This window comes from Duganella sp. CF458 (assembly GCF_900113115.1).
Classification (GTDB): domain Bacteria; phylum Pseudomonadota; class Gammaproteobacteria; order Burkholderiales; family Burkholderiaceae_D; genus Rugamonas.
The window spans coordinates 339,055-353,536 of sequence record NZ_FOOF01000004.1; the positions used below are offsets into that span (position 1 = coordinate 339,055).

General features: G+C 63.5%; 15 protein-coding genes. 7 read left to right on the forward strand and 8 right to left on the reverse strand.

What is annotated here, in order from left to right; all coding sequences use genetic code 11:
- Positions 1-136: 136 nt before the first annotated feature.
- Both BM269_RS08500 and BM269_RS08505 read left to right on the forward strand, forming a co-directional pair.
- Positions 137-1,483, forward strand: a complete 1,347-nt coding sequence (locus tag BM269_RS08500) for an amino acid permease (RefSeq protein ID WP_090436572.1) — start codon at positions 137-139, stop codon at positions 1,481-1,483.
- On the forward strand, positions 1,483-2,310 hold the full coding sequence (locus BM269_RS08505) for a hypothetical protein (protein WP_090436573.1): 828 nt from the start codon (positions 1,483-1,485) through the stop codon (positions 2,308-2,310). The genes BM269_RS08500 and BM269_RS08505 overlap by 1 nt, the downstream gene beginning before the upstream one ends.
- A gap of 87 nt (positions 2,311-2,397) precedes the next feature.
- Here BM269_RS08505 and BM269_RS08510 read toward each other — a convergent pair whose 3' ends face one another.
- From BM269_RS08510 to BM269_RS08525, 4 genes are all read right to left on the reverse strand, one after another.
- Positions 2,398-2,964: a hypothetical protein gene (locus BM269_RS08510; protein WP_090436574.1), complete on the reverse strand. Its 567-nt coding sequence runs from the start codon at positions 2,962-2,964 to the stop codon at positions 2,398-2,400.
- On the reverse strand, positions 2,961-4,304 hold the full coding sequence (locus BM269_RS08515; RefSeq protein ID WP_090436575.1) for a peptidylprolyl isomerase: 1,344 nt from the start codon (positions 4,302-4,304) through the stop codon (positions 2,961-2,963). The genes BM269_RS08510 and BM269_RS08515 overlap by 4 nt, the downstream gene beginning before the upstream one ends.
- Positions 4,304-5,329, reverse strand: coding sequence for a phospholipase (locus BM269_RS08520; protein WP_090436576.1), 1,026 nt, complete (start codon positions 5,327-5,329; stop codon positions 4,304-4,306). The genes BM269_RS08515 and BM269_RS08520 overlap by 1 nt, the downstream gene beginning before the upstream one ends.
- A gap of 87 nt (positions 5,330-5,416) precedes the next feature.
- Positions 5,417-7,099: a methyl-accepting chemotaxis protein gene (locus BM269_RS08525; RefSeq protein ID WP_090436577.1), complete on the reverse strand. Its 1,683-nt coding sequence runs from the start codon at positions 7,097-7,099 to the stop codon at positions 5,417-5,419.
- Between the two features lie 128 nt (positions 7,100-7,227).
- Here BM269_RS08525 and BM269_RS08530 point away from each other — a divergent pair, with 128 nt between their 5' ends.
- The gene (locus tag BM269_RS08530) at positions 7,228-7,710 is read left to right on the forward strand and encodes a hypothetical protein (protein ID WP_090436578.1); all 483 of its coding nucleotides are present in this window, start codon (positions 7,228-7,230) and stop codon (positions 7,708-7,710) included.
- Here the strand turns inward: BM269_RS08530 and BM269_RS08535 are convergent.
- The 4 genes from BM269_RS08535 to BM269_RS08550 all read right to left on the reverse strand — a co-directional run bounded on the left by BM269_RS08535 (position 7,690) and on the right by BM269_RS08550 (position 10,150).
- The gene (locus BM269_RS08535; RefSeq protein WP_090436579.1) at positions 7,690-8,610 is read right to left on the reverse strand and encodes a hypothetical protein; all 921 of its coding nucleotides are present in this window, start codon (positions 8,608-8,610) and stop codon (positions 7,690-7,692) included. The two genes, BM269_RS08530 and BM269_RS08535, sit on opposite strands and share 21 nt — an antisense overlap.
- Positions 8,611-8,693: 83 nt before the next feature.
- Positions 8,694-9,329, reverse strand: coding sequence for a dienelactone hydrolase family protein (locus BM269_RS08540; protein ID WP_090436580.1), 636 nt, complete (start codon positions 9,327-9,329; stop codon positions 8,694-8,696).
- Between the two features lie 42 nt (positions 9,330-9,371).
- Positions 9,372-9,734, reverse strand: a complete 363-nt coding sequence (locus BM269_RS08545; RefSeq protein WP_090436581.1) for a YfeK family protein — start codon at positions 9,732-9,734, stop codon at positions 9,372-9,374.
- On the reverse strand, positions 9,731-10,150 hold the full coding sequence (locus tag BM269_RS08550) for a hypothetical protein (protein WP_090436582.1): 420 nt from the start codon (positions 10,148-10,150) through the stop codon (positions 9,731-9,733). Before BM269_RS08550 ends, BM269_RS08545 begins: the two co-directional genes overlap by 4 nt.
- 142 nt (positions 10,151-10,292) lie before the next feature.
- On the opposite strand from BM269_RS08550, the gene BM269_RS08555 reads away from it, so the two are divergent.
- From BM269_RS08555 to BM269_RS08570, 4 genes are all read left to right on the forward strand, one after another.
- Positions 10,293-11,690, forward strand: coding sequence for a branched-chain amino acid transporter BcaP (locus tag BM269_RS08555; protein ID WP_090436583.1), 1,398 nt, complete (start codon positions 10,293-10,295; stop codon positions 11,688-11,690).
- A gap of 146 nt (positions 11,691-11,836) precedes the next feature.
- The gene (locus BM269_RS08560; RefSeq protein WP_090436584.1) at positions 11,837-13,036 is read left to right on the forward strand and encodes a porin; all 1,200 of its coding nucleotides are present in this window, start codon (positions 11,837-11,839) and stop codon (positions 13,034-13,036) included.
- A 10-nt stretch (positions 13,037-13,046) separates the two neighbouring features.
- Positions 13,047-13,454, forward strand: coding sequence for a type 2 periplasmic-binding domain-containing protein (locus BM269_RS08565; RefSeq protein WP_229204555.1), 408 nt, complete (start codon positions 13,047-13,049; stop codon positions 13,452-13,454).
- A gap of 81 nt (positions 13,455-13,535) precedes the next feature.
- Positions 13,536-14,414 carry a DMT family transporter gene (locus BM269_RS08570; RefSeq protein ID WP_229204556.1) on the forward strand — a complete coding sequence of 293 codons (879 nt, stop codon included), beginning with the start codon at positions 13,536-13,538 and terminating at the stop codon, positions 14,412-14,414.
- Positions 14,415-14,482 lie beyond the last annotated feature (68 nt).

The window sequence follows — 14,482 nt, forward strand, 5'->3', positions numbered from 1 at the left end:
TCCAAGACCGCGCACTAAATATTTGATTTAGGTCAAGGAGCGTCCTCTCAAAATGCGGCAGTGCGAAAAAGACATTGTTGCCTTGCGACGATGTAGAATCAGGGCCTTTGACCATTTCGACACCAGGACGCCATACATGACAGAACTGAAACGGGGCCTGAAGAGCCGCCATATCCAGCTGATTGCGCTGGGCGGCGCCATCGGCACGGGCCTTTTCATGGGCATTGCGGACACCATCAAGCTGGCCGGGCCTTCCGTGCTGCTTGGCTACGCGGTGGCCGGCTTCATTGCCTTCCTCATCATGCGCCAGTTGGGCGAAATGGTGGTCGACGAACCGGTGGCAGGCTCCTTCAGCTATTTTGCCGACAAATACTGCGGCCATATGGCGGGCTTCATGTCGGGTTGGAATTACTGGGTGCTGTACGTACTGGTCAGCATGGCCGAACTGACGGCAGTCGGCATTTACGTTCAATACTGGTGGCCCGGCATGCCGACCTGGGTCAGCGCCCTCGTCTTTTTCCTGGTCATCAACACCATCAGCCTGGCCAATGTGCGCGCTTACGGCGAGATGGAGTTCTGGTTCGCGATCATCAAGGTGGTAGCGGTGGTGGGCATGATCGTGTACGGCGGCTACCTGCTGGTCTCCGGTAATGCCGGCCCGGAAGCGGCCGTGGCCAACCTCTGGCAGCATGGCGGCTTCTTCCCGAACGGCGTGTCGGGACTGGTGATGGCGATGGCCGTCATCATGTTCTCCTACGGCGGCCTGGAACTGGTAGGCATCACCGCCGCGGAAGCGAGCAACCCGTCCGAGACTATCCCCAAGGCGACCAACCAGGCCATCTACCGCATCCTGATCTTTTATGTCGGCGCGCTGGGCGTACTGCTGTCGCTGTACCCATGGCAGAAAGTCGTCACCGGCGGCAGCCCGTTCGTGATGATCTTCCACGCCTTGAACGCCAACTGGGTGGCGAACATTCTGAATATCGTGGTGCTGACCGCAGCGCTGTCCGTGTATAACAGCGGCGTGTACTCCAACAGCCGCATGCTGTACGGCCTGGCCAAGCAAGGCAATGCGCCGAAAGCCCTGCTGGGCGTAAACAAGCGCGGCGTGCCGCTGGCGGCGCTGGGCGTATCGGCCCTTGCGACCGGCATCTGCGTGGTGCTGAACTACTTCATGCCGGGCAAGGTATTCGGCTTCCTGATGGGACTTGTGGTCTCATCGCTGGTGATCAACTGGGGCATGATCAGCTGGATCCACCTGCGCTTCCGCGCACAGAAGAAAGCCGACGGCCTCGAGACCGGCTTCAAGAGCTGGGGCTACCCGCTCACCAACTACCTGTGCCTGGCGTTCCTGGCCGGCATCCTGCTGATCATGTTCATGACCGAAGGCCTGCGTATTTCGGTGTACCTGATTCCGGTATGGCTGCTGGCACTGTTCATCGGCTACCGCTTCCGCGGCGTGCCTGACAAGGCAGCGGCCTGATGCCCAAGGTCGCACTCCTGACGATCCACGGCATGGGCGAGCAGCCGCTCGACTATGCCGACGACATGCGGCGCGCGCTGTCGCACCGCATGGGCGCAGCGTTTGCCAATGTCGACGTGCACAGCGTGTATTACCAGCACCTGCTCAAGCCCAATGAGCTGGACGTCTGGAACCGTACCCGCGAACGCGCCACGGTGCGCTACGAACAGCTGCGCAAATTCATCCTGTTCGGCTTCGCCGATGCCGCGGGACTGGAAAACCGCAAGGAATACGACAACTCGGTCTACGAGCAAGCGCAGATGGAAATCGCACGCGCCCTGCTGGCGATCCATGCCACCCGCGGGCCGGACACGCCGATCGTGCTGCTGGCGCACTCGCTCGGCTGCCAGGTCATGTCCAGCTTTATCTACGACGCGCAGAAGCGCGCCGGCGGCGGGCTGGTCGCAGCCGGCATCTGGAAACCGGGCCGCATGGCCGACAGCCTGAGCGCCGAGCAGCGCAAGTTCCTGCACTGCGGCACGGTGCGCGCCTTCGTGACCACCGGCTGCAATATCCCGGTGTTCGTCTCGGCCCACCAGCGCATGGACGTCAAGCCGATCATCAAGCCCAATCCCGGCTTCCGATGGTTCAACCTGTACGACCCCGACGACGCGCTCGGCTGGCCGCTGCAGCCGCTGGAAGGCGGCTACGAAACGCTGGTCGAAGACCGCGTGGTCAACGCCGGCCAAGGCATCCTGGACTTCATGACAAAAAGCTGGAATCCCCTCTCCCACACCGCCTACTGGACGGATGACGAAGTCATCAAACCGTTAGCCAACTTGCTTTAAAAAGAAAAGTCGGGGTCAGCTCTGGCAATCCGCCACATTTTTCGCAATGCGAAAAATGTGGCGGATTGCCAGAGCTGACCCCGACTTTCATTTTGCACTTTCGGCGGCTTGGCGCTGTTGTTCGATGCGGCGGATTTTCTCTGCGACTTTTGCCAGTTCTTCGGGGGGGATGCCGGCTTCGCGGCCTTGCTCGAGGTCGGTTTGCAGGCGGGCCAGTTCGGGGGCCGCGGCTTGCGCGTAGGCGGCGAAGAGCCGCTGTTTTTGCGCCAGTTGGTGGGCTGCGTAGGCTTGCGGGTCGGCCAGCACGCTGGCGTCGGGGTGTTCGGCCGGGGCGCCGTGCTCGATCGGCGGGGTGCGGGCGTCGCCGGATTCTCGTGCCTGCGCCAGCGGCAGCCAGGCGGGTGTGCGCGTGTCGACCGGTGGGATGGGGACGCGGCGCAGGCCGTCGCCCACGCCTTCACTTTCACTACTTGTCGCCGCGGCGGGGGCCGCTCCAGCGCTGGCAAGCGACGGGACCGGCGCGGCTGGAACGGGCAGCGTGGTGACGCGGCCCTCGTCGGTGGGCGCTGTTTCGTGAACGCCGGCGACGTACCACTGGCCGGCGACCGCGGCGACAATCACGGCGATCACCGCGACACCTTGCCAGTGTTTCATTGGACCTCCGCGATTTCAATCTGCGCCGAGCGGCGCGCCTGGTCAGTCATTTCACTTAGCTGTTGCATGGCTTTCTTCAGCGCGATCATGCGGCTGGCCTGGTAGCGCACCGTTTCCGACCGCAGCGGGTGGGCGCCGTGCACCTGTTCTTCAACCAGCACGATTTCCCAGTAGGCGGTTTCGTTCGGGCCGACCGGGGCGCGGATCGGGGCGGACGGCTTGCCGGGCTGCTGGCTGAAGGCCAGGCTGGCGAGCCAGTCCCTGTCGCCGTCGGCGCTGATCCAGCCCAGGTCTCCGCCTTTGGCCGCATCGGAGGCGCGCGACATTTTACGGGCCGTGGCGGCGAAATCGGCGCCTCCCCGCAAGGCTTTCAGCACGCGCTGGGCCTGCGTTTCATTTGCTACGCGGATGTGGCGGGCGCGGATCTTGTCGATGCGCGCGAACTGGTCCTTGTTCCGGTGGTAGAAGGCTTCGATTTCTTGCGGGCTTGCGTCGCCTGCCAGGCGGTTCAGCAGCGGGCTGCCGGAGTCGGTGTCGAGGCCGACGCCGTGCAGCTGCTGCAGCGTCACCACGGCCTCGCCGTCGGCGAGCGCCTTGCGCAGGTCGGCCACGGCTTCGGCGCCGAAACGCTGGCGCGCCCAGTGCTGCACGAAGGCGTTGGCCACGATGCGGCGCGCTTGCTGGGCTGCGACGGCGGCCGGCTGCTGCGACAACGCCAGGCGGCCCTGGACGTTCTGGCGGTGGTAGACGTTGAACAGGGTGACCTTCGCAGGTTCACCGCCTGGAAGCTGGTAACGCAGGACTTCGACTGCGCCGGCTTGCGATAGCTGCGCATCGGACAGGGCGATCTCCAGCTTCAGCTGACCGGGGCGGCCAAAGACGGCCTCCAGTTGCTGCGGCGGCATTGCTTGCTGCGCGGTGACCAGGCTGTCCAGCGTAGCGCCGGGCAGTGCCTTGACGGCAGCGTCGATGTCCTTGCCGTACACTTCGCGCAGGGTTGCCACCAGGCGCTCTTCGGCCACCACGTCGGGGGCGAAAGCTACCGTGAGGCTGGCCCCTTCCTTTGGCGCGGGAGCGCCGGCATGTGCAGCCAGCAGGCGCACCTGGACCAGATCGTCCAGCGCGGCGCGGCGCTCGAGCGCGGGTTTGCGGGCACGCCGCTGCTGCCACAGCGTGTCCAGGGTGAAGACGTAGATCGGCTTGCCGTCAATGCGGGCGGCAACCGCCGCAGCATCCGGCGTGGCGGGCCCCGCCACCGCGTTGGCGCCTGTGAGCGTCGCGGCGACGATTGCGGCGGCGGCAGCCCGCGCGGCGCGCTGGACGAAGTGGCGGGCGGCCATCAGTTGGCCAGGCGCTCGGCGGCGCGGTTCAGCACGTGGACCACCATGGCGATCGAGTGCGGAATCATCTTCTTGCCGACCACCACACGGTCGCCATGCGCGTTCGAGGACAGCACGATGCCGCCGTTAGCATACGAATAAGTGCCTCCCTGCGTCAGCAAGGGACGGATGTCGCTGACGCTTGCCGGCACGGGCGTGAAATCAGCCATGGCGGCAGCCACCAGTGCGGAATCGTTCAGGCGCTCGCTGTCGTAGTAGTCGTACACCCATTGCTCCCAACCCGAGTGGTCGTGGGCGGAGGTGGTCCAGCTGTGGTGCGGTTGCAGCAAGTCCGTGGTGTGCAGCACGAAGCCCAGCGACTGCGCGGTCGGCTGCGCCAGGAATTGCGAGAACCAGTACTGGCCCAGGTTGTCGATCGGCTGGAACGGCGCGGCCTCGAAATCGGCATACATGGAAGGCGTGGAATACCCTCCCAGGCGGTAGTGCGCTTCGGTGATTCCGTAGGCGTTGTATTTGCTGCCGTCGCCGAACCAGCCTTTCAGGCCGCCGGCGCCGTCATCCAGGTAATCGCCATACAGCCAGCTCGCAGCCAGGTTGTCGATGTCGCCGGCCACGGTCATCTTGGCGTAGTTGTAGCCGCCGAACGGGTTGCCGTGCACGTCGCGGCCTGCCGTGTGATTCTGGAAATGCCAGAAGGTGGTGTACTTGACGATGCTGGCGCCGGCGCCCCACACGGGTGCCATCTGGCAGTTGCCGGTGGTGGCGCCGCAGATATACGTGTCGGCGAAATCGTCGACGTCATACGCGCCCTGCCCCAGCGTTGCCGCAAACTGGTCGATCGTGTAGCCCGCGCGCGTTACGCCGGCCAGCAGCTTGTTGTAGTTGGTGCTACCAGGATTGGCCTTCATGTAATTGACTGCGTCCAACACGATACGACGGTGCGTCTCTTGCTGCCATGCGTGGGCCGGAAGGCTTACTGCGGATGCTGCCAGCGCGAGGCTGGCAGCGATGGTGCTCAGTTTCATCTGGTGTCTCCTGGTTGAAAAGAGTCCAGACGATAGCGTCAAATTATGACGAACAGATGAAAAAGTATTCTAAAAATATTAACAAACTCAGAACCGCTCCCACTCGTCGCCTGCAGTGGCACCGGCCACCTTGCGCTGCCGCGTCGGGCTCACCGCGCGCACCGCAACCGCGGTGGATGCGGCGGGACTGCTGGCATTGCGCAGTACCGGCGCCGACTGCAGGTGGGCAACGCCGATGCGGAAGGCGCTCACCGCACGGGCCAGGACTTCCGCCTGGTCTTGCAAGGACTGCGACGCCGCCGCCGTTTGCTCCACCAGCGCGGCATTCTGCTGCGTGACCTGGTCCATCGAGGTAATCGACTGGTGCACCTGGGCGATACCGGCATTCTGCTCGGCGGTCGCGGCGCTGATTTCGGCCACGATGTCCGAGACTTGCTTCACGCTCGCCACCACGTCGCTCATGGTATCGCCGGCGCGCACCACCAGCTTGGTGCCGGAATCGACCTTCTCCACGCTGTCGTCGATCAGGGACTTGATTTCCTTGGCCGCGGCGGAGGAGCGCTGCGCCAGGTTGCGCACCTCGGTCGCCACCACCGCAAAGCCGCGCCCTTGCTCGCCGGCGCGGGCCGCTTCCACGGCGGCGTTCAGCGCCAGGATATTGGTCTGGAACGCAATGCCGTCGATCACGCTGATGATGTCCACGATCTTGTGCGAGGAAGCATTGATCGAGGCCATGGTGTCGATCACTTCCTTCACCACCTCGCCGCCCTGCACGGCGATCTGCGAGGCATTCTGCGCCAGCTGGTTGGCCTGGCGCGCATTGTCCGAGTTCTGGCTTACAGTGGAAGTCAGTTGCTCCATGCTGGAGGCGGTTTCCTCCAGCGCAGCCGCCTGGGCCGAAGTACGGTTATTCAGGTCGCCGGTGCCGGCCGCGATCTGGCGCGATGCGGTGCTGACCGCGTCCGCCGCCGACCGGGCCGTGCCCACAACGCCGCCGATTTCACCCAGCAGCTTGTTGAAGGCCGCGCCGGCGTGGCCGATTTCGTCCATGCGTTCCACTTCGACCTGGTGCGTCAGGTCCAGCGAGGAACTGACGTCTTCCATCGTGCCCTGCATCTTGTCCAGGCCACCGGTGATCACGCGGTACATCTTGTAGCCCATGAACCCCACGATCAACAGCACCGCGACGGTGACCGCGACCAGGATGGTGACGGCCTTCGCGTAATCGGCATCGCTGTCGGCCTTCACCTTTTCTATCAGCTTCTGGTTATAGGCCACATGGTCGTCCAGGCTTTTCTTCACGCCGCCGGCACCCAGCGCCAGCGGCGAACCGGCTACCAGCGTGGCGCGCACGCCATCCATGTCGCCCGCGTGCGAAGCGGTGATGAACGGCACCAGCGCCTGGCGATAAGTCTCCATGGCCGCCTTGTCCTGCTCCAGCATCTTGCGGTCGGTGTCGTCGAAGACATTGTTCTTCGCGTAGTCGGCCAGCACCTTGTCGAAGTTGGCGTGCGCATCGTTGTAGGCCTTGTCCAGCGCAGTCTTGTCGGGCAGGTTGGAGAACACCGACAAGCGATAACCGGCCAGGCGGCTGTCGCTCACCGCCGCCTTGGCGGCATTAATGGCTGAGACACTGGGAATCAGGCGGGTCTGCACCAGTTCCATGCGCTGCTGGGCATCGCGCAGTTGCCACAAGCCCTGGGCGCCGACAAACAGCAGGCCGATAAACGCAATTGCCAGGGTAATCATCAGTCGATTGCTGATCTTCATGATGGGCTTTCTTCCTATGCAAGTGAATCGCTATCGCGGCCTTAGGAACATGCAATTGGCCACACGTATTGATGACGCCTATCATCCATTCATCGTTGCAGTCCAACCTTACTTTTCGAGGAGCTATCATGTCCCCACTTGGCATTTTCCACACTGCGCTCGGTGTACTGGCCCTTGGTTCCGGCATCGCCGCCTACGCCATGCACGGCGGCATCAGCCCGCGCAGCAAGGCCGGCTTGCTCTACCTGGCCAGCACCCTGGTGGTCAGCCTGACCGGCTTCGGGCTGTTCGCCCACGGTGGCTTTGGCAAACCCCATGGCCTTGCCGTCCTCACCCTGCTGACCCTGGCCCTTGCCTACGCCGCTGGCTCATCCGGATGGTTCGGCGCCGCCGGCCGCAAGATCGAGACCGTCGGCTACTCGTTTACCTTTTTCCTGCACTTCATTCCCGGCATCACCGAAACCTTTACCCGGGTCCCGCTCGGCAATCCGGTATTCGACAGTCCGGAGGCCCCGCCCTTGAAAGCGATTGCCGGAGTATTGTTCCTGTTGTTCCTGGCCGGTGCACGCGCCCAGCTCAAGGCCATGCCGTCAGAATTGCGTCGCCAGTGATTCGTGGAAGATCGGCGGCTGGACGTCCGAACCGAAACCGTGGTCGAGTTCTTCCAGGCGGCGCTGCGGCACCTCCTTGAGGTCCGCAATCTGCGGGGTCCAGCGCAGCAGACGGTCGGCATCGAAACGGTCGACGGCACAGGCGATCGCAAAGCCGCTCATGGCGCTGACGCGACTGTGGGCATGGGCCTGGGCCTCGCGGATCGCCAGCACATAACGCTCCACCGTCAGCCCGGTCGAAGGTGCCTTGCCGACCTTTTCGCGCAGGCGCAACAGCAAATCGGTGTGCGTCGCGAGCAGCTCCATCAGGCCGCTGCCCGGCCGGCACGTTGCCACATCGTGATCGCCGCGCATCAGGTAAGTGACCGCCGACGGCTTATGGTTGCTGGTCACGACACGAATACTGCCGCCCACCATCGACATGATGCTGAAGTAGATCCCCTCGTTGTTCGCTGCCGTGCCGGCCTGCGGCATCAGCTTCAACTGCTGGATTTCGATGATCATGCTGCCTTCGGCGTCGGCAAACATGGCCGCGACACCGGCCAGGGTCGGCGCGCTCGGATAGGTCGTGTAGTCGCCCAGCGGACGGAAGCCGCGGGTGGCGAGCTGGGTCGCGTAATCGTCGATCAGGCTCCAGTCGACCTGCTTGCGCGCCGTCGCGCTGTCGCGGTCGATGCGGACGTAGGAGGCAAGCTCCTGCATCGGTGCCAGCACGCCCTGGCGGATCTTGTAGGCAGTACGCAGGAAAGTCAGCAGACCGACAGCGCCGACCACCACGGCCAGCCAAAACAGGCCAACGGGCGCCCCAAGCAATGGTGTGAGGATGGCAGCCAGCGCGGCACACACGCCGCTGTTGAATACCGAATTCCTGAACAATGCCTTCTTCAAATGCAGCGCCATACACTCTCCCTATAGATGGGGAAAATTATAGCGATGCGGATGGGGTTGAAAATGCACGCATTCTCACCATTCCTCACCTTTCATCATGAAAGGTGCTGACTGAACCACTCGCGTGCCAGGCGGGCCACTTCTTCCAGCGCACCCGGCTCTTCAAACAGATGGGTCGCGCCGGGCACAATGTCGATGCGTTTTTTGCAATGAAGATTATGGAAGGCGGACTCATTGAGTTCAACCACGCCTTCATCGCGGCCGCCGACAATGAACAGGGTGGGCGCCGTCACCCGCGCCAAGGCCACCTGTCCGGTCAGGTCGGGCCGGCCGCCGCGCGAAACCACGGCCGCCACGCCGGCTTTGCGTTCCGCGGCCAGCTGCAATGCCGCAGCGGCGCCGGTGCTGGCGCCGAACAAGGCCAGCGGCAGGCCGCGCGTTGCCGCCGCCGCGGCCAGCCAGTCGGCAGCCAGGCCGAGGCGTTCGGTCAGCAAGCCGATCTTGAAACGGGTGCGGTAGACCTGGTCCTCGGCCGGAGTGAGCAAGTCCATCAGCAAGGTGCCGATGCCGGCCGTGCGCAAGACGCCGGCCACGAAATTGTTGCGGGGGCTGAAGCGGCTGCTGCCGCCGCCATGGGCAAACAGCACGATGCCTTTCGCGCCTGCCGGCAGGTCGAGCGTGCCGGCCACTTCACCGGCAGGGGTGGCGATGCTGGCGGTTTCTTGGTGCATGGCTGGCTGTCCTCCTGGCCCACTATACCGCCAGCCCGGTTGTCAATGCGCGCGAATGGCTTTCAGTTCAGTGCTTAGCCAGGCCTTGCTGTCCACCGGCGCCGCCGTGCCGCATTTGACCAGGTAGGCTTTGCCGCTCGAACTGCTGGTGCTGGCGCCAAGCTCGATGAACTGCTCGGCGTTCTTGACCATGTCTTTCTTTTCCAGGTATTCGAGCTTGCGCAGCAGGTGGGTCCTGGCGTCGGCGCCGCTGTACCAGCTGCCATTGCGGTTGAACTGGCAGCCGGACGACTGCAGGCGGGTCAGCAGCGCATCGACTTCGGCGCGGGCCGGCGCCGGCAAGGGGGCGGCCTGGGCGGCGGCAGCGGCCAAGGCGAATGCAAGGGCGACGATCCGGCGCATCATTTCTCCTTCCTGCGCACTTTATACGGCGCCAGGATATTCCCGCAGCGGATATTGCCGGCGGCGACCCGAGCATTAAAGGCATGCAGCTCTTTCTCAAGGCTGTTCCCTTCGGTGTTCAGGCTGGCCGCGCGGGCGTTCAATTCATCCTGCCGTGCATTGTAGGCGGCGACGGCGGCACTGTCGGTGCGCACCACCCGGGCCGACGCGGCTTCATGCGCCGCCAGTTCGGCCGCGGTGCGCTCCAGTGCCGCCTCGTGTTCGCGGAAGCGGCGGGTCAGGGCTTGGCGCTGGGGCCGCAGCTCGCCCTCCTCCGCCATGCAGGCTTTATAGGCTGGAGTATCGGGTTGCGGCGGCATTGGCTGGGCGAAGGCGGAGCCGGCGAAAGTGGTCGCGGCAGTTGCCGCGGCGAGTATCATATATTTCATCTGTGGGGCAAGGACTTTAAAGGCAACAAACAATTCAGATTTACAATCCTACAACATCCTCCCGCAAACCCGTGTGCTAATATGCGGCAGCCTTTTTTTGGCGATCCCAAAAGAGAAGATATTGGAGAGACACGTGAGCATTTTTAGGACTAAGAACCTGGACGACATGTTAGCAGCCACCCGTACCCCGGGCGGCCTGCAGAAAGTGCTGGGTCCAATGGACCTGGTGCTGATGGGCATTGGCGCCATTGTCGGTACCGGCATCTTCGTCTTGACCGGCACCGGCGCATTGACCGCCGGCCCGGCCCTGACGATTTCCTTCGTCGTCGCTGCACTGGCCTGCGGTTTCGCCGCGCTGTGCTACGCCGAATTCGCCTCGACCGTTCCGGTTGCCGGCTCCATCTACACCTATAGCTACGCCACCCTGGGCGAGCTGGTGGCATGGATGATCGGGTGGGACCTGATGCTCGAATATGGCCTGGCCACTTCCGCCGTGTCGGTGGCCTGGTCCGGTTACTTCCAATCGCTGATCGCCGGCATCGGCATTCACTTGCCGGCCGCGCTGACCGCCGCACCTGGCGCCGTGCCGGGCGTCACTACCGTGTTCAACCTGCCGGCCTTCCTGATCATGATCCTGCTGACCGCCATGCTCGGCTGGGGCGTGCGCGAATCGGCCCGCGTCAACAACATCATGGTGGTCATCAAGATCGGCGTGGTGCTGCTGTTCATCGGCGTTGGCGCCGGCCACGTGCAGCCGGCCAACTGGCAGCCGTTCATGCCATTCGGCGCCTCCGGCGTGATGAGCGCCGCCGCCCTGGTGTTCTTTGCCTTCATCGGCTTCGACGCCGTGACTTCCGCTGCGGAAGAAGTGAAACGTCCCGAGCGCGACCTGCCGATCGGCATCATCGGCTCGCTGGCCGTCTGCACCATCCTGTACGTGATCGTGGCAGGCATCATGACCGGCATCGTCCCTTACCAGCAATTCCTGGGCGTCGACCACCCTGTATCGCTGGCACTGCAATACGCCGGTGAAAACTGGTTCGCCGGCTGGGTATCGCTGGGCGCCATCCTCGGCATGACCACCGTGATCCTGGTGATGGCCTACGGCCAGACCCGCATCATCTTCGCCATGTCGCGCGACGGCCTGCTGCCGAAGAAGCTGTCGCAGGTACACCCTAAATATCACACCCCATTCTTCGCCACCTGGATGGTCGGCCTGATCTTCGGCTTCATCGCCGCCCTGGTCCCGCTGAACGTGCTGGCCGAACTGGTCAACATGGGTACCCTGGCTGCCTTCTGCCTGGTGTCGATCGCCGTGATCATCATGCGCAAGAAGCGTCCCGACCTGCACCGCGCCTTCCGCTGCCCTGGCGTGCCGGTGGTTCCTGGCCTGGCCGTTGTCTTCTGCCTGTCGCTGATGGCCTTCCTGTCGGCCATTACCTGGCTGGCTTTCGGCATCTGGCTGGCACTGGGCCTGGTGGTGTATTTCGGCTACTCGCGCCACCATTCGGAGCTGGGCAAGGCGAAGTAAGAATCGACCTACATCCAAAGAAAGCCCGCAGCTGCGGGCTTTTTTGTTGTTGCGCGCCTACCACGAAAATTGGCGCTGACGCCGACAATCTGTAACACTGTGCCCCGTAGTCAGCTTGTTCACCACCAATAACAACGGGAGAGAGCATGACGATGAAAAGGATTTGCAGCGCGCTTGCCGCGCTTTCAGCAGCCAGCTTCGCCATCCAGGCGAGCGCCCAGGAAGGAGGACCTTCCGTCACCATCAGCGGCTTTGGCACCGCGGCCCTCACCTCCACCGACACCGACGACGCTGAATTCATCCGGCCCAACCAGGCATCGGGCGTGCGCAAGGATTGGCGCACCGGGGTCGATTCGAACTTCGGCATCCAGGCCACGATGAAGATCAACGACATGATCTCGCTCACCGGCCAAGGCCTGGTGCGCAAGGACGCCATCGACCATTACCGCGCCCAAGCCGCATGGGCCTTTGCCAAGTTCAAGGTCAACGACGAATTCAGCGTGCGCGTCGGCCGCATGGGCGCGCCGATCTACATGATCTCCGACTTCCGCAACGTGGGCTATGCCAACACCATGTTGCGCCCGCCGGCTGAAGTCTATCGCCAGGTCACGCTGGACTCCTTCGACGGCGTCGACGTGCTGTACCAGCACAGTTTCGGCGACACCTCCTTGAGCGTACAACTGGGCACCGGCCGCGCCGACGTCGAGCAGCCGGCGCAGGACGTCGAGTTCCGCAAGATGCTGCTGTTGCACGTGGTGGCGGAAAATGGCCCGTTCACGCTGCGCTTCGGCCGCGCGCAGGCCGACTTCAGCGTGGTTGACAATCCCACCCTGACCGGACTGGTGACGACGCTGCGCACCGTGGGCCTGGGCTCGGTGGCGAACATGATGCCGCTGAACGACGTGAAGGGCACTTTCACCTCCTTCGGCGGCACCATGGATTGGAAGAACGTGGTGCTGCAGGCCGAATACGCCATGCGCCGCACCGATACGCTGATCGTGCACGACACCAACTCGTGGTACGCGATGGCGGGCTACCGCTTCGGCAAGTTCCTGCCCTATTACTACCACGGCAGCATCAAGCAGAAGTCGGACCGCAGCGTGGCGGGCTTACCGACCACCGGGCCGCTGGCACCGATCGGCGCGGGCGTCAACAGCCTGGCCAAGGCGGCACTGCAAACGTCGGATGCGATCGGCGTGCGCTGGGACTTCTACAAATCGCTGGCACTGAAGGTCCAGGTCGACCACATCAAGCCCAAGGACGGCCCCGGCGCATTCATCAATTCCAAGCCTGGCTTCAATGAGTCAGTGAATGTGTATGCGGTAGCTCTCGACTTCGTGTTCTGAGGAGGCAGCCATGGACAAGCGAATCAAGCCGCTGCTTGCCGCAGCGATGATGTGTGCCGCCCTGCCCCTGCTGGCAGCCGAAATCGTGGTGGTGGTCAATCCGAAGAATCCGGCCTCGCGCATGTTCAGCGAGCAGGCGGCCCAGTTCTTCCTCGGTAAATCGACCCTGTTCACGCCGATCGAACACACCGAGGGCCCGCTGCGCAATGAGTTCAGCCAGAAGGTGCTGGGCAAGGACAGCGCCCAGGTCAAGGCGCAGTGGTCGAAGCTGGTGTTCACCGGCAAAGGCACCGCGCCCAAGGAATACGGGTCCAGCGCCGAAGTGAAGAAGGCAGTCGCCGCCGACGTGCAGGCCATCGGCTATATCGAGAAGTCCGCCGTCGACGACAGCGTCAAAGTCATCCTCACTGTGCAGTAAACCGGCACAATCGCCGGAAAACACGGGGACGGCCCCATAAATGGGGTACGTCCCCATTTTTTTTCTGCGATGATGACGGCAATGCGCCATCCCGTCCTCACCTACATCATCGCCATGCTCATGCTGAGCACCCTGGGCGTTTACGTCCAGGAGGCGGGGCTCGATCCAGTCACTACAGTCTTCTTCCGCTGCGCCATCGGCGCGCTGGCGCTCGCGCTGTACTGCGCCTGGAAAGGCATGCTCCAGCGGGAGAACATGCCGCCGCGCGCCTTCAAGCTGGCGGCCTTCAGCGGTGTGCTGATGGTGGTGAACTGGGTCACTTTTTTCGAAGCGATCCGCCGCATCGGCATCGCGGTGGCCACCATCGTGTTCCACGTGCAGCCCTTCATGGTGCTGCTGCTTGGCGCCCTGGTCCTGCGCGAGCGCCTGGCGGCCAACAAGCTGGCCTGGGTTGCGCTGGGCTTTGGCGGCCTGGCACTGGCTTGCGGCGTGCGCTTCGATGAACCGATGGACGCCAATTACCTGCTGGGTATCGCCAGCACCCTGACCGGCGCACTGGCGTATGCCGGCGTGACCCTGACCACCAAGTCGATGCGCGGCACGCCGCCGCACCTGACGGCGCTGGTGCATTGCATGACCGGGGCGCTGCTGCTGGGCGCCTTCAGCACCATCCCGTCCGGCGGCCTGACGCTCGCGCAATGGGGCTGGCTTGGCACCCTGGGGCTGGTGCCGACGGCCATGGCGTACGTGATGATCTACGGGGCGACGCCGCGCATGGAAACGGCGGCGATCGCCGTGCTGACCTTCATCTATCCCGCTGCCGCTGTCTGCTGGGACTACGTGGTCTATGGACATTTGATCAGCGGCTGGCAGGTGGCCGGCTTCGCCTTGATCGTGCTGGCCAGCCTGGGAGTTAACCTGGACTGGCGATTTACTGTCGGAAAACTTTACAGTCGGTAAGTGATATTTTTGTAAGTCATTGATTTTATTTACGTGGCACAACTCTTGCTTGTAAGCATCTCTATTTA

What these genes read in the sequence shown, in the direction of transcription:
- BM269_RS08550 (WP_090436582.1), bottom strand. Translation starts at nt 10,150, where the DNA reads ATGATACTCGCCGCGGCAACTGCCGCGACCACTTTCGCCGGCTCCGCC.
- BM269_RS08535 (WP_090436579.1), bottom strand. Translation starts at nt 8,610, where the DNA reads ATGGCGCTGCATTTGAAGAAGGCATTGTTCAGGAATTCGGTATTCAAC.
- BM269_RS08515 (WP_090436575.1), bottom strand. Translation starts at nt 4,304, where the DNA reads ATGGCCGCCCGCCACTTCGTCCAGCGCGCCGCGCGGGCTGCCGCCGCC.
- BM269_RS08570 (WP_229204556.1), top strand. Translation starts at nt 13,536, where the DNA reads ATGCGCCATCCCGTCCTCACCTACATCATCGCCATGCTCATGCTGAGC.
- BM269_RS08510 (WP_090436574.1), bottom strand. Translation starts at nt 2,964, where the DNA reads ATGAAACACTGGCAAGGTGTCGCGGTGATCGCCGTGATTGTCGCCGCG.
- BM269_RS08560 (WP_090436584.1), top strand. Translation starts at nt 11,837, where the DNA reads ATGACGATGAAAAGGATTTGCAGCGCGCTTGCCGCGCTTTCAGCAGCC.
- BM269_RS08530 (WP_090436578.1), top strand. Translation starts at nt 7,228, where the DNA reads ATGTCCCCACTTGGCATTTTCCACACTGCGCTCGGTGTACTGGCCCTT.
- BM269_RS08520 (WP_090436576.1), bottom strand. Translation starts at nt 5,329, where the DNA reads ATGAAACTGAGCACCATCGCTGCCAGCCTCGCGCTGGCAGCATCCGCA.
- BM269_RS08525 (WP_090436577.1), bottom strand. Translation starts at nt 7,099, where the DNA reads ATGAAGATCAGCAATCGACTGATGATTACCCTGGCAATTGCGTTTATC.
- BM269_RS08565 (WP_229204555.1), top strand. Translation starts at nt 13,047, where the DNA reads ATGGACAAGCGAATCAAGCCGCTGCTTGCCGCAGCGATGATGTGTGCC.
- BM269_RS08500 (WP_090436572.1), top strand. Translation starts at nt 137, where the DNA reads ATGACAGAACTGAAACGGGGCCTGAAGAGCCGCCATATCCAGCTGATT.
- BM269_RS08540 (WP_090436580.1), bottom strand. Translation starts at nt 9,329, where the DNA reads ATGCACCAAGAAACCGCCAGCATCGCCACCCCTGCCGGTGAAGTGGCC.
- BM269_RS08505 (WP_090436573.1), top strand. Translation starts at nt 1,483, where the DNA reads ATGCCCAAGGTCGCACTCCTGACGATCCACGGCATGGGCGAGCAGCCG.
- BM269_RS08545 (WP_090436581.1), bottom strand. Translation starts at nt 9,734, where the DNA reads ATGATGCGCCGGATCGTCGCCCTTGCATTCGCCTTGGCCGCTGCCGCC.